Here is a 20,769-nt window from a genome sequence, read left to right as displayed (position 1 = left end):
GTGCCATTAAAGTGGTCGGCGGGAGTCGGTCATGGTCACTTGTGGGCTGCTGCTCGCTCATATGACGGGATCTTCGATTTTGAGGGGAACGGTCGCCCTCATGCCGCTGGGTTGATCGTGTGATGTGTGCGGCCGGGTTTGAAAGGTTGAGGTTACGACCTTGGAGGATCAGGCCGGTCTGGCCGATGATGTCGTCCAGTGGAGTGTGGCGGTTCGCTGCATCCGTTTGACCTTTGATCTTGACCATCAGGGCGAGCTGATCGGGTCACGGGAGGCGAGGTTGGCCAGACCGCGCCTGAGGACCGATTTCCAAGATCCGGCTGATTCGTGAGCGGGAAGTCAGGAGTTCGAATCTTCTGGGTCCACAGTCCCTTCGGACATGAGAAGGTCGGTCCAGGTGTGGTCCCCGTTGGGAAGCACTTGGCGGCGTCCTCGAACGCGCTCTCGGTCCTTTCCGCCGCCGACCTTGGATAGCGTCGAGGTCATGCGGCTTCATGTGGGATGCGCGATGTGGACACACGCGCCATGGCAGGGGCGCTTTCTGCCTCATCCGCTTCCTCCTCGGGAGCGCCTGCGGTCCTACGCGACCTGGTGCAACGCGGTGGAGGGCAACACGACGTTCTACGCGACACCGACGAGGAGCACGGTGGAGTCGTGGGCGCGGCAGACGGCCCCCGACTTCCGCTTCGTGGCCAAGCTGCCCAAGTCGATCACGCATGAGCGTCGCCTTACCGGCGTCGACGAGGAGATCCGATCGTTTTTGGAGGCGATCGAACCACTTGGGCCGCGAGCGCACGCCCTCTGGGTCCAACTGCCGGGGTCATTCGCTCCGACCGACCTCGGCACCCTGGCGGCCTTTCTCCACCGGCTTCCCCGCTCGTACGGGTACGCCGTCGAAGTCCGTCACCGAGCGTTCTTCGATGACGCGCGGTCCGCGCGGCTTCTGGAAAGGGTTCTCGCCGGCGTCGGCGCCGAGTGGGTTCCGTTCGACACCACCGTCCTCTTCCAGAACCCTCCGACCAGCGACGCCGAACGAGACGCGTGGGCGAGGAAACCGCGCGTGCCACGCCGGTCGATCGCTCTCACCGACCGTCCGATCGTTCGCTACCTTGGCCGGGACGATACGGCACGTACGATCGAGGGCTGGCAGCAGTGGGTCGGCACGGTCACCGAATGGCTCCGCGAAGGCCGTTCGCCGACCGTGTTCATCCATACTCCCGACAACGCCGACGCGCTGATGCTCGCCCGTCGTTTTCACGATGACGTGCGGGCCAGGCTGCCCGAGGTCGAGCCGTTGCCCGAGCCCATGCCGGCCGAGCCGCCGACCCTCTTCTGACACCGGCCCGCAAGTCACGCCGACCGGTACGCCCCACTGACGATCTTGGCTTCGCAGGGCGGGATCGTGAACCCCTCCTCGGTCGGCGGCGGCCTGCGCGTGCCGTCAGGAGGGGAAGCCGGGCGTCGCGCCGATGGCCGGGAGCGGCCCCGGACCTGCCATCCGGGGGCCATCCCTGAGGAGCGGTACGGGGTCCCGACACACTTGCCTTCATTACTTGTGTGACGTATTTTTTACTCATGCAAGTAAGGAAGAGTGGGGAAGCGCCATCCGGGAGATCCTTCACCGGCGAGGCCAGGCGCTCCCAGATCATCGCGGCGACCATCGAGACGATCGCCGATCTCGGATACGGTCAGGCGTCCTTCGCCAGGATCGCCGAACGGGCGGGTCTGAGCAGCACGCGCCTGATCTCCTACCACTTCGCCGGCAAGGACGAGCTGATGAGCGCGGCCGTCGCCGAGGTCTACGGTCACATCGGGCGGTTCATGGCCGGGCGAATGGCCGGTGTGACCTCTGCCCGTGACGCGCTGCGCACCTACATCACCGCGCTGGTCGGATACATCGCGGACAATCGCTCGCGCATGCGGGCGATGATGGAGATCTTCCTCAACTTCCGCGGCGAGGACGGCGTGAGCCGCTCCTACGACGCGGGCAGCGAGAACGACGCCATCGGTCATGTCCAGCGCATCCTGCGTGACGGGCAGCGCGGCGGCGAGTTCCGCCACTTCGACACCTTCGTCATGGCGGCGACCCTGCAGCGCGCCCTGGACGGCCTGCCGTTCCTCCTGGAGAACAGGCCCGATCTCGACCTGGCCGCCTGCGCCGAGGAGCTGGTGACGCTGTTCGACCTGGCGACCAGGAACGGGCCGTGAGCGCCGGGAGACGACGGCGCAGGCTGCTTCGCCTGCTGGTCGACCTGCTCGTACCGGCCGTCCTGTACTACGGGCTGCGCCTGGCCGGGGTGAGCGTCTACCTGTCCCTGATCGTCACGGCCGTGGTGCCCGCGGCCGTGGGTGCCTACCGGCTGGTCAGGGAGCGCAGGGTCGACGGGCTCTCCGTTTTCATGACGGCCATGATGGTGCTGGGCGTCGCGGTGTCGCTGATCGGCGGCGGAGAGAGGTTCCTGCTCGCCAAGGAGGGGTGGCTGACGGCCGTCGTCGGGCTCTGGTTCCTGGGGAGCCTGAGGGCCGGGATGCCGCTCACGTTCCTGTTCAGCCGGCCGCTGCTGGAACACAGGTTCCCGATTCACGGCACCGGCGAGACGTGGGACGTGCTGTGGGAGCGGCTTCCCCGCTTCCGCAGGGCCTGGCGGGTCACGACCGTCCTGTGGGGCGTCGGAACCCTCCTCGACGCCGCGGCACGCGTGGTCATGGCCTACACGCTGCCGGTCGACGTCGTCCCCGCGCTCGGCGGCGCGCTGTACGCCGGTACGTCGATCACGCTCATAGTGATCGCCAACGTCTACTTCATCACGGCGGGGCTCTTCGACGGACGGCGCGCGATGTACGCGCCGCTCAACCGTGAGCGCGCCTCGGCCCTCTCCATCGGTGAGACCGTCAGCGAGGCGCGTGAGGCCTGACGCCTCCGAGAGCACACGGCCGGAGTCTTTTCGAGCCCTCCCTTTATGGCTCCGGCGGGGGCGCTCGGCGGAGGGCCGGCGTTTCCCCGCGAGAGCCGTGGGTGGCGGACCCGCTCTTCGGAGCCGCCACGTCCCAGGCGGGCCGGTGTCCCGCCTCCCGCGGATCAATGGGGCGGCCCGCCGCGTCGCGCGTCGGCCGTACCGGGCCGTCGGCCGCCGCAGGCGGGCCGCGCCGCCGGTCAGGGGTAGCCGGCACCGGCGAAGTTGACGCGCAGCGTGTACAGGGAGCTGGAGGCGGTGATGAACAGGTGGTTGCGCTTGATGCCGCCGAAAGTGAGGTTGGAGACGATCTCGGGGACACCGAGTTTGCCGATCAGGGTGCCGTCGGGGTCGAAGCAGTGCAGGCCGTCGTGGGCGGCGACCCAGAGCCGTCCGGCGTTGTCCACCCGGAGGCCGTCGAAGACCCCCGCGTCACAGACGCCGAAGACCTCTCCACCAAAGAGGGTGCCGTCGTCGCGTACGTCGAAACGGCGGATGTGTTTTCCGGGGGTGTCGACGATGTAGAGGTGGCGTTCGTCGGCGGAGAAGGCCAGGCCGTTGGGACGGTCGAAGTCGTCGGCGACGACGCGCGCCCGGCTGGTGACGGGGTCGATCCGGTAGACGTGGCAGCCGTCGGTCTCACTGTCGCCCTGGTTGCCCTCGTAGTCACTGCTGATGCCGTAGTCGGGGTCGGTGAACCAGATGGAGCCGTCGGAACGCTCGACCACGTCGTTGGGGCTGTTGAACCGCCTGCCGTCGATGTGGTCGGCCAGGACGGTGATGGAGCCGTCGTGCTCGGTGCGGGTGAGGCGGCGGTTGCCCTGTTCACAGCTGATCAGGCGGCCTCGCCGGTCGACGGTGTGGCCGTTGGCGTATCCGGACGGTTGCCGGAAGACCCCGACCGCGCCGGTGGTCTCGTCCCAGCGCAGGACGCGTTCGCTGGGGATGTCGCTGAAGAGGAGGTAGCGACCCGCGGGGAAGTAGGCCGGGCCCTCGGTCCACCGGCAGCCCGTGTGAAGGCGCCGCATCCACCCGTCGCCGTTGCAACGGCGGAAACGGTCGTCCAATACCGTGAACTCTGTCTTGATACTGTCGATCATCGCGGCCTTTCGGGGGTTCACCGGTGTGCCCGGTCGTTTCCCGGGGGTGGGGTCGTCTCAGGTGGTGAACTCGTAGAGGTCGTAGGCGACCATGACCAACCGGCCGGGGGTGTCGTTCCAGCCGAGGGCGGATCCGAGCGGGCTGGTGACCTCGCGATAGCCGATGATGTCGAGTGTGGCGCCGGCGGTGCCCATCCAGAGCGCGCCCTCCTCGGTGGAGGCGAACCAGCAGGGGCCTCCGGAGTAGGCGCCCCAGATCGTGCTGAAGTTGAACGCCTGCGGTCGTCGACCGTCGACGATCAGATTGGCCTTGTCGCGCAGGGTGATCCGCCAGCTGGTCCTGTCGATCGAGTAGTACCAGAGGTTGTGGTCATCCGGCCCGACCGAGCAGTTGGCGACGAGCAGCGCGTCGCCACGGACGCTGAGGTGGTTGATGCCTCGCTGGGCCCGGGGGTTGAAGACCGTCTGCGACAGGATCCTTCCCGACGGGATCTCCACCACGGAGACGTAACCGTCCTCCGAGCCGGTGACCACCCGCGCGAGCTCGTTTGAGTCGGTCACCGTCTCGACCGAGTAGACGTCGTGCAGCCCCCACGGATTGACGGGGGTGGGGTTCCTGATGTCGACCGACCGCAGGAAGGAGAGCCTCTGGCGCCCCGGGTGATAGGTCCACACGGAGAGATGGCCTGTCGAATGCCCGACGACCAGGCTGCCGGGAGAGCCCGCCAGGACGCCCTGCCCGCCGGTGGCGACCCCGAGCGAGGCGTCGTAGGCGTAGGTCTTCGCCAGGCGCAGGTCCGACCATCTGCCGCTCGGCGAGACCCACAGCGCGATGGACCCGTCGTCGTTCGAGGTGACGATCGCCCGGCGCCCCAGGGGCGTGAGCATCCGTACCCCCTGAAAGGCCGGGCTGTTGACCGCCTCGCTGATGAGCGGGCCGGTCAGGTTGGAGGTGGTGAACCTGAAGATGGTCATCGACCCGTCCCAGCGCCCCACCGCGAAATGCTCGGAGTCCAGCCAGGCCAGGGTCTGTGCCATTTCGTAGGTGGTGCCGTTCGGGGTGATGGGCAGCGCCGTCGCGGGCACGGGGCGTGTGGGGAACCGCACCCCTCTGCGTGCGAGCTCCTCACTGGAGCGGACCACGGGAGGCGTCGGCGGGGACGTCGTTTCCACGGCCCCGGCGGCGCTCCTCGCCCTGTCGGCGAACGCCGGTGCCGCGCCGGACATCACTCCCGACGCGGCGATCCCCGACGCGACCCCCGCCGCGGTGAGGCCGCCTTTCAGAACCGATCGCCGGTGCACGTGATTTTCCTGACTTCTTTCAGAAGACTTCATGCGATATCACCTTTCGTCGGAATGCCTCTGTTGTCCTCGATGCGGTTGGGGCCTCTCAGAGCCGATCCATATCCTCACAGCCGTTCCTGTGAAACCGCGAATCATGGGGTCCGCCGGTGGGCCGCGGGAGAAATGAGGGGACTATCTGATTTTCTGGGATATCACCTGGACCAGATCCACCAGGCGAGGGCCCCAGCGAGATGCGATGTCGTCGTTGAGTGCGACGATCCTCTTGTCGCGCACCGCGGAGATTTTCTCCCATCCCGGACGGGCGGCGACGGTCGCGGCGTTCTGCCCGCAACAATTGGTGTCGGCGAGGAAGATGATGTCCGGATTCGCCGCGACGACGTTCTTGGCGGAGAGCTTGGGGTAGCCGGACCCCTCGGAGTCGAACTTGTCCGCTATGTTTCTGAGCCCGAACATGGCGTAGATCGATCCAATGAAGGTGTTGGAGGTAGCGGAGTAGTAGGTGTTGTCGAGTTCGTGATAATAACTCCGTACGGTGGCCGCCTTCGTGGTCCGCCGGACGATCTCGCCGATACGTTTCCGCATGGTCGACGCGAGTTTTTCCGCCCCCTCCTCCCGCCCGGTCTCCGCACCTATCTTCTGGATCTGCCGGTAAACGCCTTCGACGTCCTCCGGGGCCGGTTCGATCAGCACTTTGACGCCCTTCGCGGTGAGAGCGGGGCCGACGCTGTTCATGCCTGAGGCGGGAGCGCGCTCCGAGAGGATCACTATGCTGGGCCGGTAGCTCAGTATCTGATTCAGGTCCGGATTGAGACCGGAGAGCTTTGAATCCCTCCTGCTGCGGACCTCCGGCGGGTAGGTGGAGTGCTCGTCCACACCCACGACCTCGTCCCCCGCGCCGATCTGGAAGAGAATCTCCGTGGCGGAGGGGGAGAGCGAGACGATCTTCCCCGGCTTCGCCGTCGAGCAGCCGCCGGCGAGCGAGACGGCCAGAATGACGATGAGCGTGAGAACCGAGGCCGACACCCTCTTCAGGGAGGCCGCGCCGTGTGCCGAAACACCTTCGCCGGGGCCGGCGGGGGGATGGGGGGTCATTTTTTCTGCACTCCTCTCTCCGGGGTCCAGGTGAAACCAGGGGGAAGCCTCGTTTCCACGGTTATCCCTTTCGCTGATCTGAGCTGGCCGAGGGTGAGGTTCCGTGCGTCTGTCAGGTCTGCGGAGGAGAGATCCGCCTGCACCAGCGTGGCGTCCTTGAAGTTGGCCTCACTGAGGTCCGCGTTATGTAGTATCGCTCCGCTCAAATCGGTCCGGATGAATTTTCCGAGAGGGGCGGAGGCGTCCGACATCGTCGCTCCTCCGAGTTTCGCGTCGGTGAAGTCCGTACCGGGGAAACGGGCGTTCGACAGGATCGCACCCTGCAGTTGCGCCCGTATAAGTTTCGCTCTTCCGAACCGAGAGTTCGCCATCTTGGCACCGGTGAGAACGGCGTCCGTCAGGTCGGCCTTGGCAAGCACCGCGCTCTCGATCTCGGCCACGTCGAGGTTCGCTCCCACGAGCACCGCGTTGGGCAGGTTCGCCTCTGTCAGGATCGCCTTCTTGAGCTCGGAGAAGGAGAGGTCCGCCTTCGCGAGGTTCGCCTTCGCGAGGCGGGCGTAGGTCAAATCGGTGCCCACCAGGTGTGCTTTTCGGAGGTCGACCACTTCCGGCTGATCGCGTATCACCCGGCGGCCGATCACGCTCAGGGCCGCCTGCGTGTCGAGGCCGGGGTGAGTGGGAGATCCCTTCTCCGGTCCGGAGCGAAGCTCCTCCGTTTTGACGCGAACAAAGGCGCACAGGGCTTCGATGACCACCGGTTGATCACGTTCCGAGTCGCTGGCCACTCGCTCCAGGGTGTATATGCCGCTGAGCCGGACGGTGAGCGCTCGGGAGGAAAGCTGGTTCACCGCCTTGGTGAAGCGCTCTGTGATTTGACTGTCCTCCGCCTGTCTCAACTGCTCACGCGCGACTTTCACCGCGTCGGAAGAGGTCTGCACCGACCCTCCGGCGAAGATCAGGGCGCCGGCCGTCGCGAGGCCGCTTATCAGGGATCCGGTTGCGGTGAACCAGTCGAGGAACGCGCTGCGCCGGCGGTTTGACGGTGCGCCCGCCTCGTTTGGCTGAGGGGCGTCGGTGGGTGGCCCGGACTGGACTGCGGAAATAGGGCGGACGCCCGCCGGAGGCGGCTCCATTCTTCCGCGTAGAATCTGCTTAATCCGAGAAAAGGCTTTTTGGGGGGCTATGTCCACATTCTCACCGGGGGGCACCCTAGCGCATAAGATCAATTTATTTAGTTGTCTTTAATACTGGCACTTTCGGGAGCGCCTTGCGATGATGTCGAGAGTTTTCTATTTCATTTGAGGTCGTCCGAAAAGGCGGGGATCCGCTGACGTGCCGGCGTTCCCCTCCGGCGTTCCGGTCGCGGCCGGGGGCCGGGCGGCGCGCCCTCGTCCGATCGGCTATTCGACTTCCGGGCCGGGGACCGCGTAGCCCGGGACGGATGGCCAGCGGACGGTGAGCACCACCGATTCCTCTTCGGCGTACCAGGAGTGGTCGACGCCGTGTCCCCAGACCACGTAGTCGCCTCGTCTGGTCAACAGCACGCTGCGCCCCGGGAGCTCCACCCGGAAACGGCCACTGATCAGTATGAGCAGTGCGGTACGTTTCTCGCCGATGACCCATCGCGCCCGCTCATCGCCACGAGGATGCACACCCCATTTGATTTCGACGTCATCGCTGTGCCGGACGTCGTCGGCCGGCTTGAAGTGCCCGAGTAGCCAGCCGCGATCACCGGCCGCGTCCACGTCAGCGCTACCCACGTATACGTTCTCCGTCACGAACCGTGACGTTAACACGGTGCCCATCCGACCTCATCGCCTTCGCTCAGGAGGTACGGCGCCTCGGGTGACATGCCTTGTGGAGGTGGATGTGCCGTGGTGAGAACTATCTCCCGCCCTTGCGGTTCCCTGCCGGGATCAGTCAAGATCTTGCCCGTTGCGACGCGAAAGGCGGGGATTCACGTGAAACGTCTGTCTCTGGTGCTCGCGGTTGTGGTGGCGGGGGCGCTCGTTCCGGGAAAACTGCAGACGGGGGTCGGGGTCACCGGGGTCGATGTCAGCAACTGGACGGGAGAGGTCGACTGGGCGGCCGTCTCCGGAGACGGCGCCGCGTTCGCCTTCGTGCACGCCTCCGAGGGGCTGAACTACCGCAACCCTCTCTTCGCCGTCCAGTACGGCGGGGCCGCCGAGGCGGGGATGATCCGGGGCGCCTACCACTTCGCCCAGCCCCATGAGTCGGGCGGCGCGGAGCAGGCCGACTTCTTCGTCGACAACGGCGGCGGCTGGACCGCGGACGGCCAGACCCTGCCGGGCGTGCTGGACGTGGAGAACAATCCCTACCGGAACAGGAACGGTCTCAACCACTGCTACGGCCTGAATCGGCGGCAGACCATCGCCTGGGTGACCGATTTCACCCGGCGGTACCGGCTGCGGACGGGACGGGACGCGATCATCTACACCACCACGGACTGGTGGCGGACCTGTACCGGAAACTCGGCGGTCTTCGGCGGCAATCCCCTCTGGCTGGCGCGGTGGGGGGACGAGCCGGGCGAGCTTCCGGCCGGCTGGCCGCGGCAGAGCTTCTGGCAGTCCGCCGACAAGGGGGAGCTCCCCGGTGGGCAGAACAGCTTCAGCGGCACCCTGCCACAGCTCAAGATGCTCGCCCAGCCACCTCCGGAGATCGCCGCCGCGGGGAGGGCGGCAGGGAACACCTACGTCCTGACGGTCCTCAACACCGGGAAGGACCCCGCCACCGGGGTCACCGTGACCGGCAGGGTCTTCGGCGGGCAGAGAATCGCCAAGGCCGGGCCGTGGTGCCGGTCCAGTGGTACGGCGGTGCGGTGCACGATCGCGAGGCTGGCCTCGGGGGAGCGGCGCAGGCTGACGTTCGTCACCAAGCCCATCAAGCCCATCAAGGCGGGCAAACCGGGTAAATCGAGCAAGCCGGCCAGGTCATACCGTACGCGAGGTCTGACGATCAAAATCGGTACAGTGAACCTCACCATGATCCCTAAATCACGATAAATCCCCTTGGCGCCCCTAAGATCGTATTGATCATCATAAATACATAGATCGAAAGGCCTCGGCGCGCTGCTGAAGGTCGGGGTCGGCTCCTGGACGCCGTTCCTCTACCGCCCTTACCGGCCCTGGTGGGTGCAGACGGCGCTGAAGGCCCGGAAGGAGCCCCGGGTGGGCTGGGTGACCACCCATCTGCCCTTGATGATCTTTCCGCCGCCGACGGGGATGCTGCCGGTCCCGGCGAGTACGGTGGCCGCGGTCGCCTGGGCGGCCTCTGCGGGGCGTATCCACGCGGCGGCGGAGGCCACCAGGGCGGCGGTGCCCCCCGCCGGACTCCGGAAGATCATCGTGCGGCGGCTCGGAAACGGCACAGCGGTCCTCCTGGAGGACGAGGTCTCTTCAACGGACCACGTGTGGTTCATATCACAGGGAAACGGGCGCGTAGCCGTGCTCGCGAGGTCTCCGTGACGATGTTCACGCCGCAGCCGTGCCGTACCGCGTTGTCCACCAAAAGGTACGGCCCGCGCCGTCCGGCGCGGGCCGTACCTTCGACAGGTCAGGACAGTTCTGTGAGCGGGTCAGGACAGCTTCTTGGAAGCCTGATCCGCCTTGTGCTCTGCCTTGCGGCCCATCTGGTCGGCCTTGGAGTCGATCTTCGACTTGGCCTCGTCCGTCACGTCGGAGACCTTCTCCGCGCCGGCCCGCGCCTTCTCCGCCGCCCACTGCGACGCGTCGGACGCGTTCTCCTTCATCGTCTCGGCCCACTGGTCGGCGTTCTTGCGGTACAGCGCGAAGCCGGCCGCGCCGATCGCGATCCCGGTGAACAGCAGGAGCATCGGCCATTTCCGAGACCTGGCTCGCGGCGTGGGATCGATCTTGCTGGCCGCCTGTGACAGCAGCGCGCTCACCTTCGGCGCGATCTGCTCCTCGACCGAATGGGCGGCGGCGTCCAGCTTGGGCGCCGCCCACTCCCGGGCGATGAAGAGCCGGTCACCAGCCGTGCCACGGGCCTGGTGGGCCACTTCGCGGGCCTGTCCGGCCATCGGGCCGACCCGCTCGGAGGCGAGATCGGCGGCGCGGGCGACCTGAGCCCTCATGTGGCTCAGCCGTGTGTCCGGAACCACAATCACGTGGCGCTTTCTAAATAGTGCAAGAGGCACGTTAACCTCCCCAGTCGTCGGGGCCCCGTTGCCACCCCTTCCCGCTCGAAGGCGGCTCAATCATTACCGGTCGTGGGAGGATGCTAGGTGGACCGGCTACGGCCGCAGCCAGCAGAACACCATGAAACAGCACGTTGCAGAGGCTTTAGCCAGCGACCTGAAGGGGGAGCCCGATCGTGGCTGAGAAATTGATCGCCAACCTGAACACCAACCGCGGTAGCGTGAAGATACAGCTCTTTCCGGATCATGCGCCCAAGACCGTGCGCAACTTCGTCGAGCTCGCCGAGGGGACGCGCGAGTGGGTGCACCCGGAGACGGGGGAGAAGACCACCGCCAGGCTCTACGACGGCACGGTCTTCCACCGGGTCATCGACAACTTCATGATCCAGGGCGGTGACCCGCTGGGGCAGGGCATCGGCGGCCCCGGTTACAAGTTCGACGACGAGATCCACCCGGAGCTGTACTTCAACCGTCCGTACCTGTTCGCCATGGCCAACGCCGGCATCCAGGGCGGACGTGGCACCAACGGCTCGCAGTTCTTCATCACCGTGGTGCCCACGCCGCACCTGAACGGCAAGCACACCATCTTCGGCGAGGTCGTCGAGGGCCAGGACGTCATCGACGCCATCGCCAAGACCGACACCGACGCCCGTGACCGTCCCACCGACCCCGTCGTCCTGGAGTCGGTCACCGTCGAGCGCGTCCAGGGCTGATCGTTCCGGGCGGTGACCTCAGCGCGGAGGTCGCCGCCCGAGCGTGCCGTACCGTACCCGAACCTCGGCTCACCGGCGCGAATGCTCAGGATCATGAATAGGCTGGCAGTCTGTGGATAACAGCACGGTCGAAGGGGCCAGCGACACGCCATGACCACTCAGCCACCCAGCGAGTCCGAAACCGCTGCCGTTCCCACGTGTTACCGGCATCCGGGTCGTGAGACCTACGTGCGCTGCCAGCGCTGTGAGCGGCCCATCTGCCCCGACTGCATGCGTGACGCCTCGGTCGGCTTCCAGTGCCCCGAGTGCGTGGCCCAGGGCAACAGGACGGTACGACGGGCACAGGCGGTCTTCGGCGGCCGGGCGGTCACCACGCCCCGGGTCACCTGGGCCCTGCTGATCGTCAACATCCTGGCCTACGGCGCGGAGATCCTCAGCCCCGCCAGGGTGCTGGGCTACTTCATGATGGACTCCGGCTCGGTCGCCGTCGGCGAGTGGTGGCGCCTGATCAGCGGCGCCTTCCTGCACGCGCCGCCGGGCGGCAGTTTCTCGATCACCCACATCATCTTCAACATGTGGGCGCTGTACGCCATCGGCCCGGAGCTGGAGCGACGTCTCGGCTCCTCGCGCTTCCTGGCGCTCTATCTGCTCTCCGCGCTCGGCGGGTCCGTCGCGGTCTACCTGTTCGGCATCAACGCGGTGGGGGCCTCGGGGGCGATCTACGGTCTGTTCGGCGGGCTCTTCGTCGTCGCCAGGAAGCTGGGCTACGACGCCCGGGGCGTGCTCTGGCTGATCGGCATCAACGCGGTGCTCACCTTCGTGGTCCCCGGCATCAGCTGGCAGGGCCACCTGGGCGGTCTGCTGACCGGTGCCGTGGTCGCGGGGATCTTCGCCTACGCCCCGCCGAAGAACCGCGACGCGGTCCAGTGGGGAGGCTGCGTGGCGCTGCTCGTGGTGCTCGTCGCGCTGGTGGCGCTGCTGCCACCCTTCGCCTACCAGGCGTATCTCATGACCCGGGGGTGATCCACACCCTGATGCTTCCCCAGGGTGTGGATAAACGCTGTGGAAAAGCTAGCGCCAGCGGGTGGACAGCACCACGCCGAAGATGATGAAGACGAACCCGATCAGCAGGTTCCAGTTGTGCAGGGAGGCGATACCGGGCGCGGTGGGCGCGATGTAGTAGACGGCGATCCATAGGATCCCGACGATCCAGGAGGTCACCATGACCGGCGCCAGCCAGCGGGGGCTCATCTTGACCTGCTGGGACGTCTGCGGCGGCGTGTAAACCGCCTTCTTACGAGTCTTGGACTTGGGCACTGGGTTCTCCTGCGTCAACCCTGCGCGATCCGGATTGTGCGCAGGCCATGTCAGCTAGCGTAATCGCTGGTGAGCGAAGACCCGAGTAAGAATAGTCGGCACACCCCGGACATGGCGATCCCATAGGGGGCCATCACAGGGCAAACCTTGGATCAACGCCGCGATCCCTACCGGGGTGGAATGATTCATCGTCATTACCTTGAGCCCATGAGAGCCGCGCTGAGAGCTTTCGGGGAGCTGGGCGTCACAGCGGGGGTGATCCTCCTGCTCTTCTGCGCCTACCTGCTCTGGGGGACCGGCTCCTACACGGCACGGCAGCAGGCGTTGCTCCGCGAGCAGCTCCTCGTCGACCGCGAGCGGCCCCTCACCGAGCAGAGGCAGGGGCCGGCGGGGCCCGGCAGGGTCCGGCTGGGCGGGGCCCTGGCGCTGCTCAGGATCCCCAGGCTCGGCGCCGACTATCAGTACGCCGTCGTGGAGGGTGTCGGCCGGGAGCAGCTCAGGATGGGGCCCGGTCACTACCCCGGCACCGCCATGCCCGGAAAAATAGGAAATTTCGTGCTGTCTGGGCATCGGACCACCTACGCGGCGCCCTTCAACCGCATCGACGAGCTCCGCCGGGGCGACGAGATCGTGGTCGAGGCCCGCGAGGCCCGCTACACCTACCGGGTCACCGGCACGCGCGCCGTCGACCCCACCGAGCTGGACGTGGTCGCCCCCGTCCCCGGACAGCCCGGCCGCATGCCCACCGGCGCCTGGATCACGCTGTCCACCTGCCATCCGGAGTACTCGGCCGCCCAGCGGCTCATCGTCTCCGGCGAGCTGGCGAAACGCGAGGAGCGCGGCCAATGAGGACGAGGAGTTCCACCATGTACGGCTGGATCTGGCGGCTGCTTCCCGGTTCCCTCGCGGTCAGGGTTTTCGTCGCGCTGGTACTGGCCGGGCTGGCGGCGGCCGTACTCTGGTATGTCGTGTTCCCCTGGCTCGAACCCCGCGTCCCACTCGACCACGTCACCGTGACCCGATAGGTGACCCGGCAGGTGGCTCGATGAGAGTGGCCCGATGACCCGCGTCCTCGTCGTGGACAACCACGACAGCTTTGTCCACACCATCGTTCAGTATCTCCGCGAGCTGGGCGCCGCCTGTGACGTCCGCGATCGGGACCACGTCGTGGTCGGGGACACCGCCGGCTTCGACGGGGTCCTGATCAGCCCGGGGCCCGGCAGCCCGGAGGACGCCGGGGTGAGCCTCCCGCTCGTCGGCCACTGTGAGGCCCTCGGCCTGCCGCTGCTCGGCGTCTGCCTCGGCCACCAGGCCATCGCGGTCGCCCACGGTGCCACCGTGGCCCGGGCCCCCGAGCTGATGCACGGCCGTACCAGCCCGATCACCCACGACGGGCGCGGCGTCTTCGCCGGCGTGCCGTCCCCGGTGACCATGACGCGTTACCACTCGCTGGTGGTCATGCCCGAGACGGTTCCGGAGACTCTCCAGGTCACAGCGGTCAGCGACGATGGTGTGATCATGGGACTGCGGCACCGTACCGCGCCGGTGGAGGGCGTGCAGTTCCACCCCGAATCGGTGATCTCCGAATACGGCCGCCTGCTGCTCGGAAACTGGCTTGCCGGAATCGTGTAACGCCACCGCCGTCCTGGACGACTAACCAGTGAGCCCTTCCGCCACCGCCCCCGAGTGGCGGAGGGGCTCACCGCCGTGCCGTCCGCGCGGCCCCGGAGCGGAGGACCGCGCGAGAGCCCGGTGACCGGCGGTGGAGAGCCTGGAAAACGAGGAGGACCCCCACCCGTCCGGTGGGGGTCCTCCTCGTCGGGTCGGTGGCGCTCAGCCCATTTCGCCGTCACCGGGCGGGTTGTCGACGATCGGGCCGTCGGTCTCCGTCGGCTCCGGCTCGGGCTCCTCGGTGGCCGTCGGCTCCTCGGTCGGGTACGTCGGCTCCTCGGTCGGCTGCTGAGGCCGTCCGCTGGAGACGGTCAGCGTGATCGTGGTGTTCGGCTGGACCCTGGCACCCGCCCCCGGCGTCTGGTTGAGGACGATGCCCACCGGCATGTCGCTCTCCTGCTTGACGACGTTGGTCCTGAAACCCGCCTCCCGGAGCCTCTTCATGGCGTCCTGCACCGTGAGGTTGACCACACTGGGCACCTCCAGGGCCTCCGTGGGAATGTAGATCCGGACCGTACTGTCCTTGGCGGCCTTCTTGCCGGCGGCGGGATCGGTCTGGAACACCTTGCCCTGCGGGCCGCCGGACGGCTTGGTCTGCACGCTCACGTTGAAGCCCCGCTCCTTGAGCGCGGCGGTGGCCTCCTCCACGCTCATGTTGAGCACATTGGGCACCTCGACCTTCTCCGCGCCCTTGGAGACCTTGAGCGTGACCTCGCTCTTCTGCGGGACCTCGGTGCCGGCCGCCGGGTCGGTGTCGATCACCGTGTCCTTCGGCAGCTTTTCGTCGAACACCTCGACGATCTTGACCGTCAGTTTGAGGTCCTCAAGCGCCTTGGTCGCCGAGGCCACGGTCTGGGTGGCCAGCGAGGGGATCTTCACCTTCTCCCCGGCCGAGGTGTCGCCGGGCGAGCTCAGGAACATGTAGCCCACGCCGATGAAGGCGCCGATGATCAGAAGCGGAACCAGGATCCACGCGGCGGTCTTGACCGCGGTGTTGCCGTTCTGCTGCCGGCGACGGCCGCGCTCGCCCCGTCCGCCCTCCTGCCCGCCGTACTGGTAGGCGGGGACGGCGGTGGTGCGCTGGGTGGCCGGGCCGCCGGCGGCGTCCTGCTGCTGCATGGTGCGGGTGGCCGCGCCGTAGTTGTTGGCCAGCGCCATCGTCTGGGCGTCCATCGGCATACCCGACATCGCCCGCTGGATGTCGGCCCGCATCTCCCCGGCGTTCTGGTAGCGGTGCGCCGGGTCCTTGGCCATCGCCTTGAGCACGATGGCGTCGGCCCACTTGGGAATGTCGGGGTCGATCTGGGACGGCGGGATCGGGTCCTCGCGCACGTGCTGGTAGGCGATCGCGACGGGGGAGTCGCCGGTGAACGGCGGCTGCCCGGTCAGCAGCTCGTACAGCACGCAGCCGGTGGAGTAGATGTCGCTGCGGGCGTCCACCCGCTCGCCCCTGGCCTGCTCGGGAGAGAGGTACTGGGCGGTGCCGATCACCTGGGCGGTCTGTGTCATGGTCGCGGCCGAGTCGGCCATCGCGCGGGCGATGCCGAAGTCCATGACCTTCACGTCGCCGTTGCGGGTGATCATGATGTTCGCCGGTTTGATGTCCCGGTGGACGATGCCGCCGCGGTGGCTGTAGTCCAGCGCCCGCAGGATCCCGTCGACCAGCTCGGCCGCGCGTTCGGGCAGCAGCCGCCGGTCGGCGCGGAGCAGATCGCGCAGCGTGCGGCCGTCGACGTACTCCATCACGATGTACGGCACCGGCGCGCTCTCCGCCGTGTCCTCGCCCGTGTCGTAGACGGCGACGATGGACGGATGGTTCAGTGACGCGGCGGACTGCGCCTCTCGACGGAAACGGGCCTGGAAGATGTGATCCCTTGCCAGGTCCGCGCGGAGGGTCTTGATGGCGACGATCCGATCCAGCCGGATGTCTCGGGCGCGATAGACCTCGGCCATGCCGCCACGCCCGACGACGCCGTCAAGCTCGTAGCGATCGCCGAGGCGTCGGGGCTGAGTCATTTCCTGCACTGTCCCTTACCGTTCATCTTGGGTGCCGGTGAGCTCTTGGGCCACCGGTGTCCATCATCGACCCCTTGCCGCATCACGTCTCCTCGTTCGGCTGGTCCGTGTCGCCGGATGAGGGAGTGGTACTCGGTGTGAGGCTGGGTGTCGCCGACGGGGTGGTGGGCGTCGGGGTCGGAGTGGACGGACTGGGGCTGGGGCTGAGCGATGGCGACTTCGTCGGCTGGGCGCTGGGCGTGGCCGATGTGCTTACCGTAGCCGACGGCGTGGGCGTAGGGCGGAGTGACTTCGTCGGTGAGACAGGTGGTCTGGTCGTCACCGGCTTGGGCCGGCTCGGCCGGGCCGAGGGGGTCCTGCCGGCCGGGCTCACCGGTGTGACCGGTTCCCCCTGCCCGATGTCGCCGGTGCGGTCCGCCAGGTTCTGGAGCACCAGCGTGCCCAGACCGAGGGTGGCAGCGCACCCCGCGACCGCGGCGACGATCATCGTCGTCCGGCGGAGCCCGCGGCGCCGCGTGGCGCCCCGTACGGTTTCCGCCGATGCCGATGCCGATGCCGATGCCGATGCCGATGCCGATGCCGATGCCGATGCCGGGATCGGGGACATCGGGGTGATGGGGGGGATGGGGGTGATCGGGGCCGCGGGGATCGCCGGGGAGGGGCCCCGGCCCGGTCCCCCGGGCACCGCCAGGACCGGGGCGATCTCCGCGGGCCACTCGCCCGCGGGCTCCGCCCGCCACCCCGCGGGGTCGGTGAGCATGGCCAGGTCGGCGGCGTCCGCCGTGGTGAGGGAGGCGCGCAGCGCGTACGCCCTCGCCGACAGCTCCCCGGCGCCGCCCGGCCGTAGCCCGGGATCCTTCGACAGGCACGCCATGACCAGATCGCGCACCGGTCGCGGCACGTCCTCGGGCAGCGGCGGCGGGGGGTCGCCGATGTGCATGAGCGCGATCGCCACCTGCGTCTCGGCCCTGAACGGCGGGCGCCCGGCAAGGCACTCGTAGGCCACGACGCCGAGGGAGTAGATGTCGGTCGCGAAGGTCAGCCGCTCTCCGGAGGCCTGCTCGGGGCTGAGGTACTGGGCGGTGCCGAGCAGGACGCCCGTCTGGGTCACCGGCGCGGCCTCCAGCGCCCTGGCGATGCCGAAATCTGTGATCTTGATCACGCCGGCCTCGGTGACGAGCAGGTTGCCCGGCTTGATGTCCCGGTGGATGATCCCCGAACCGTGCGCGGCCCGCAGACCCCTGGCGGTCTGGTGGATCACGTCGAGGGTCACCTCGGCGCCCAGCCTGCCGTCGCGGGCCAGGATGCTCGCCAGCGACTCGCCGGGAACCAGCTCCATCACCAGGTAGGCGATGCCGTCGGCCTCGCCGTAGTCGAAGACCTGGGCGATGCCGGGGTCGGCGAGTCCCGCCGCGATCCTGGCCTCCATCCGGAACCGGTCGCGGAAGGCCGGATCGGCCGCCACATGCCGGCGCAGCAGCTTGACCGCCACCTCGCGGCCGAGCAGTTCGTCCCGGGCCCGCCAGACCTCACCCATGCCGCCCGTCGCGATCCGCCCCAGCGGGCGGTATCGGCCTCCGAGCAGGGCGGTCATCTGCCCAGCACCGCTTCCATCACGCTCTTGGCGATGGGGGCGGCGGTGTGACCGCCGGAGGCGTCGTCCCCGGCGCTGCCGGACTCGACGATGAGCGCGAGAGCGATCTTGGGGTCGTCGGCGGGGGCGAAGGAGATGAACCACGCGTGCGGGGCCTTGCCCCGGGCGGTCTCGGCGGTGCCGGTCTTGCCGCCGACGGACACCCCGGGGATCTGCGCCGCGCTCGCGGTGCCGTTGTTGACGACGTTGACCATCATCTCCTGGAGCTTGCGCGCGCTGTCCTCGCTCATCGCGGTGGAGAGCTCGGTGGGGTCGGCGCCGTCGATCTCGCCGCCCTCCGCGTCCGCGATCCTGTTCACCAGGTACGGCTTCATGACCACGCCGTTGTTGGCGATGCCCGCGGCGATCATGGCCATCTGCAGCGGTGTCATCTGGTTGCTGCGCTGCCCGATCGACGCCTGGGCGAGCGCGGCCTCGTCCTCGCGGGGGCCGAAGTCGCTGGCCGAGACCGACAGCGGGATCTCCAGCGCGTCACCGCCGATGCCGAACTTCTCGGCCTGGTCGTGCACGGCGTCGTAGCCCAGCTGCATGGCGATCTTGCCGAACGGTGTGTTGCACGACTTCTCCAGCGCGAACGACAGTGTCACCCGGCCGGAACCGCACGCCGCGCCGCCGTAGTTGGGCAGGTCGGCGCTGGTGTTGGGCAGGTCGAGGACCTGAGGGGCGTCCACCTCGGTCTGCGGGCCGACGGTGTCGTCACTCTCCAGATAGGCCGCCATGGTGACCACCTTGAAGGTCGACCCCGGAGGGTAGGTCCGTTCGATCGCCCGGTTCACCAGCGGCCGGTCCTCATCCTTGTCGAGCTTACGGTACGCCTTGTTGACGTCTTCCTTGCTCGGTTTGGAGAGCGGGTTGGGGTCGTAGGTGGGGATCGAGACCATCGCGAGGATCGCCCCGGTCTTCGGCTCGATCGCGACCAGCGCGCCCTTCTTGCCACTGGCGCCCAGCGCCCGGTAGGCGGCCTCCTGAGCCCTGGGGTTGATCGTCAGGTCGACGTTGGCGCCCTTGGACCGCTTGGCGGTGAACAGGTCGATGCTGCGCCGGATCAGCAGGTCGGCGCTGGTCCCGTTGAGCAGGCGGTTCTCCGCCCGCTCCATGTCGCGCTCGCTCTCCGGCGCGAAGAACCCGGTGACGGGCGCGTAGATCTTGCCCTCGGGGTACCGCCGCTGGAAACGGAACTTGTTGTCGCCGGTGTCGACCGACTCGGCGAGCACCTTGTTGCCCGCGGTGATCCGGCCGCGCTCGATCTCGTAGCGGGCGTAGAAGTTGCGAGGGTTGCGCGCGTCCGAGCGGAGGTCCTCCGCCCGGACGGCCTGCAGGTAGTTCACGTTGATCATGAGCAGGCCGAACATGAGCAGGCAGGCGAGGGCCGCGCGCTTGAGGGGACCGTTCATCGCTGGAACACCTGTGTCATTCCTTCGTCCTGAATGGCCTGGGGCGGCGGCCTTCTGGCCGCGTCCGACATCCGTACCAGCAGCGCGATAAGGATCCAGTTGGCCAGCAGCGCCGAACCGCCCTGGGACATGAACGGGGTGACCAGACCGGTCAGCGGGATCAGGTTGGTGACGCCGCCGACGATGATGAAGACCTGCCAGGCCAGGATGAACGACAGGCCGCCCGCCAGCAGCTTGGAGAACGGGTCGCGGGCCGCGATCGCGGTGCGCAGGCCGCGCTCCACCAGCAGGGCGTAGACCATCAGCAGGGCCATCAGCCCGGTCAGGCCGAGCTCCTCACCGGTGGCGGCGAAGATGAAGTCGGAGAAGGCCAGCGGGACCTTCTCGGGGTGCCCCTGGCCGAGGCCGGTGCCGAGCACGCCGCCCTGTCCCATGCCGAACAGGCCCTGCAGGAGCTGGTAGCTGCCGCCGGGCTTGTCGTAGAGGAGGGGGTCCTCGGGGTTCAGGTAGACCGTGAAGCGGTCCTGCACGTGGGTGAAGACCATCCCGGCCAGGATCGCGCCGCCGACGAAGAGCAGGATGCCGATCAGCACCCACGAGGTGCGCTGGGTGGCGATGTAGAGCATCGCGATGAACGTGCCGAAGATCAGCAGCGAGGAGCCGAGGTCCTTCTGCAGGACCAGCACGCCCAGGCTGAAACCCCAGGTGATGAGGACCGGGCCGAGGTCGCGGGCGCGGGGCAGGTCGATGAAGAGCAGCCGTCGCCCCGCCAGCGCCAGCACGTCGCGCTTGGCGACGAGGTAACCGGCGAAGAAGACGACCAGCGCGAGCTTGGCGAACTCGGCCGGTTGGAGGGTGGCGCCGCCCACCCCGATCCAGATGCGGGCGCCGTTGATCTCCTTGCCGAGGAAGGGCAGCAGCGGCGAGATCAGCAGGGCCAGGCCGACCGCGCCGGCGGTGTAGGTCAGACGCTGCAGCGCGCGGTGGTCGCGCAGCACGATCAGCGTCACGGAGAACAGCACGACCCCGACGCCGGTCCACAGCAGCTGGTTGCTGGCCGACGCCCCCGGCAGGGGGGCCGACTCCAGCCGGTAGATGACCACCAGCCCGAGGCCGTTGACCAGGGTGACCAGCGGGAGGATCAGCGGGTCCGCCCAGGGGGCGAACCTCGCCAGCACCAGGTAGGCGGCCAGCATGAGCCCGCCCAGGCCGAGGCCGTAGGTGAGCATGCCCGCGGGAACCTGTTTGTCGATCGCCAGCCCCACGTTGGCGTACGCGCCCATGACGATCACGACCGCGAAGGCGAGCATCGCCAACTGGGCCACCCGCCGTTTGGCGGGCAGGGGGACGGGCTCGGCGCTTGGGGTGCTCATGTG

The 20,769-nt window shown here is 67.9% G+C and carries 21 protein-coding genes; 9 read left to right on the top strand and 12 right to left on the bottom strand.

The window, feature by feature from the left end:
* Positions 1 to 484 precede the first annotated feature (484 nt).
* The 3 genes from ABZ194_RS22035 to ABZ194_RS22025 all read left to right on the top strand — a co-directional run bounded on the left by ABZ194_RS22035 (position 485) and on the right by ABZ194_RS22025 (position 2,915).
* Positions 485 to 1,336 carry a DUF72 domain-containing protein gene (locus ABZ194_RS22035; protein WP_355598866.1) on the top strand — a complete coding sequence of 284 codons (852 nt, stop codon included), beginning with the start codon at positions 485 to 487 and terminating at the stop codon, positions 1,334 to 1,336.
* A gap of 239 nt (positions 1,337 to 1,575) precedes the next feature.
* Entirely contained in the window at positions 1,576 to 2,208 is a 633-nt protein-coding gene (locus tag ABZ194_RS22030) for a TetR/AcrR family transcriptional regulator (protein WP_355598865.1), read from the top strand.
* Entirely contained in the window at positions 2,205 to 2,915 is a 711-nt protein-coding gene (locus ABZ194_RS22025) for a VC0807 family protein (protein WP_355598864.1), read from the top strand. The genes ABZ194_RS22030 and ABZ194_RS22025 overlap by 4 nt, the downstream gene beginning before the upstream one ends.
* Before the next feature lie 239 nt (positions 2,916 to 3,154).
* On the opposite strand, the gene ABZ194_RS22020 is transcribed toward ABZ194_RS22025, so the two are convergent.
* The 5 genes from ABZ194_RS22020 to ABZ194_RS22000 form a co-directional block, all read right to left on the bottom strand.
* The gene (locus ABZ194_RS22020) at positions 3,155 to 4,054 is read right to left on the bottom strand and encodes an SMP-30/gluconolactonase/LRE family protein (RefSeq protein ID WP_355598863.1); all 900 of its coding nucleotides are present in this window, start codon (positions 4,052 to 4,054) and stop codon (positions 3,155 to 3,157) included.
* Between the two features lie 57 nt (positions 4,055 to 4,111).
* Positions 4,112 to 5,356 carry a WD40 repeat domain-containing protein gene (locus ABZ194_RS22015; protein ID WP_355598862.1) on the bottom strand — a complete coding sequence of 415 codons (1,245 nt, stop codon included), beginning with the start codon at positions 5,354 to 5,356 and terminating at the stop codon, positions 4,112 to 4,114.
* Positions 5,357 to 5,530: 174 nt separating this feature from the next.
* Positions 5,531 to 6,451, bottom strand: a complete 921-nt coding sequence (locus ABZ194_RS22010; RefSeq protein ID WP_355598861.1) for an ABC transporter substrate-binding protein — start codon at positions 6,449 to 6,451, stop codon at positions 5,531 to 5,533.
* Complete coding sequence (locus ABZ194_RS22005; protein WP_355598860.1) at positions 6,448 to 7,641, bottom strand: pentapeptide repeat-containing protein; 1,194 nt, start codon at positions 7,639 to 7,641, stop codon at positions 6,448 to 6,450. The genes ABZ194_RS22010 and ABZ194_RS22005 overlap by 4 nt, the downstream gene beginning before the upstream one ends.
* Before the next feature lie 210 nt (positions 7,642 to 7,851).
* Complete coding sequence (locus ABZ194_RS22000) at positions 7,852 to 8,256, bottom strand: signal peptidase I (protein ID WP_355598859.1); 405 nt, start codon at positions 8,254 to 8,256, stop codon at positions 7,852 to 7,854.
* Positions 8,257 to 8,412: 156 nt separating this feature from the next.
* Here ABZ194_RS22000 and ABZ194_RS21995 point away from each other — a divergent pair, with 156 nt between their 5' ends.
* Positions 8,413 to 9,474, top strand: a complete 1,062-nt coding sequence (locus ABZ194_RS21995; protein WP_355598858.1) for a GH25 family lysozyme — start codon at positions 8,413 to 8,415, stop codon at positions 9,472 to 9,474.
* A gap of 113 nt (positions 9,475 to 9,587) precedes the next feature.
* Here the strand turns inward: ABZ194_RS21995 and ABZ194_RS21990 are convergent, their stop codons facing one another.
* Both ABZ194_RS21990 and ABZ194_RS21985 read right to left on the bottom strand, forming a co-directional pair.
* On the bottom strand, positions 9,588 to 9,839 hold the full coding sequence (locus tag ABZ194_RS21990) for a hypothetical protein (protein ID WP_355598857.1): 252 nt from the start codon (positions 9,837 to 9,839) through the stop codon (positions 9,588 to 9,590).
* Positions 9,840 to 10,046: 207 nt separating this feature from the next.
* On the bottom strand, positions 10,047 to 10,598 hold the full coding sequence (locus ABZ194_RS21985) for a hypothetical protein (RefSeq protein ID WP_355598856.1): 552 nt from the start codon (positions 10,596 to 10,598) through the stop codon (positions 10,047 to 10,049).
* A 206-nt stretch (positions 10,599 to 10,804) separates the two neighbouring features.
* On the opposite strand from ABZ194_RS21985, the gene ABZ194_RS21980 reads away from it, so the two are divergent.
* Complete coding sequence (locus ABZ194_RS21980; RefSeq protein WP_355598855.1) at positions 10,805 to 11,341, top strand: peptidylprolyl isomerase; 537 nt, start codon at positions 10,805 to 10,807, stop codon at positions 11,339 to 11,341.
* Positions 11,342 to 11,491: 150 nt separating this feature from the next.
* Positions 11,492 to 12,364 (top strand): rhomboid family intramembrane serine protease, encoded by an 873-nt coding sequence (locus ABZ194_RS21975; protein ID WP_355598854.1) that lies wholly within the window; start codon positions 11,492 to 11,494, stop codon positions 12,362 to 12,364.
* Positions 12,365 to 12,412: 48 nt separating this feature from the next.
* Here ABZ194_RS21975 and ABZ194_RS21970 read toward each other — a convergent pair whose 3' ends face one another.
* Positions 12,413 to 12,658: a cell division protein CrgA gene (locus tag ABZ194_RS21970; protein WP_355598853.1), complete on the bottom strand. Its 246-nt coding sequence runs from the start codon at positions 12,656 to 12,658 to the stop codon at positions 12,413 to 12,415.
* 207 nt (positions 12,659 to 12,865) lie between these two features.
* Between ABZ194_RS21970 and ABZ194_RS21965 the strand changes: the two genes are divergently transcribed.
* From ABZ194_RS21965 to ABZ194_RS21955, 3 genes are read left to right on the top strand one after another with little or no spacing between them, the layout of a single operon-like run.
* Positions 12,866 to 13,507, top strand: coding sequence for a class E sortase (locus tag ABZ194_RS21965; RefSeq protein ID WP_355598852.1), 642 nt, complete (start codon positions 12,866 to 12,868; stop codon positions 13,505 to 13,507).
* Positions 13,504 to 13,683, top strand: coding sequence for a hypothetical protein (locus ABZ194_RS21960; protein WP_355598851.1), 180 nt, complete (start codon positions 13,504 to 13,506; stop codon positions 13,681 to 13,683). Before ABZ194_RS21965 ends, ABZ194_RS21960 begins: the two co-directional genes overlap by 4 nt.
* A 34-nt stretch (positions 13,684 to 13,717) precedes the next feature.
* On the top strand, positions 13,718 to 14,290 hold the full coding sequence (locus ABZ194_RS21955) for a gamma-glutamyl-gamma-aminobutyrate hydrolase family protein (RefSeq protein ID WP_355598850.1): 573 nt from the start codon (positions 13,718 to 13,720) through the stop codon (positions 14,288 to 14,290).
* A gap of 201 nt (positions 14,291 to 14,491) precedes the next feature.
* Here the strand turns inward: ABZ194_RS21955 and pknB are convergent, their stop codons facing one another.
* From pknB to ABZ194_RS21935, 4 genes are all read right to left on the bottom strand, one after another.
* A complete protein-coding gene (pknB, locus tag ABZ194_RS21950) occupies positions 14,492 to 16,345 on the bottom strand; it encodes a Stk1 family PASTA domain-containing Ser/Thr kinase (protein WP_355598849.1) in 1,854 nt (617 codons plus the stop codon).
* Between the two features lie 82 nt (positions 16,346 to 16,427).
* Positions 16,428 to 17,939, bottom strand: coding sequence for a serine/threonine-protein kinase (locus tag ABZ194_RS21945; RefSeq protein ID WP_355598848.1), 1,512 nt, complete (start codon positions 17,937 to 17,939; stop codon positions 16,428 to 16,430).
* On the bottom strand, positions 17,936 to 19,393 hold the full coding sequence (locus ABZ194_RS21940; RefSeq protein WP_355598847.1) for a penicillin-binding protein 2: 1,458 nt from the start codon (positions 19,391 to 19,393) through the stop codon (positions 17,936 to 17,938). The genes ABZ194_RS21945 and ABZ194_RS21940 overlap by 4 nt, the downstream gene beginning before the upstream one ends.
* Positions 19,390 to 20,766: an FtsW/RodA/SpoVE family cell cycle protein gene (locus ABZ194_RS21935; protein ID WP_355598846.1), complete on the bottom strand. Its 1,377-nt coding sequence runs from the start codon at positions 20,764 to 20,766 to the stop codon at positions 19,390 to 19,392. Before ABZ194_RS21935 ends, ABZ194_RS21940 begins: the two co-directional genes overlap by 4 nt.
* Positions 20,767 to 20,769: the final 3 nt, after the last annotated feature.

This window comes from Streptosporangium sp. NPDC006007, from assembly GCF_040614315.1.
Lineage (GTDB): Bacteria > Actinomycetota > Actinomycetes > Streptosporangiales > Streptosporangiaceae > Streptosporangium.
Note: the sequence above shows the minus strand (reverse complement) of the source record. Positions and strands in the feature narration are given on the sequence as shown.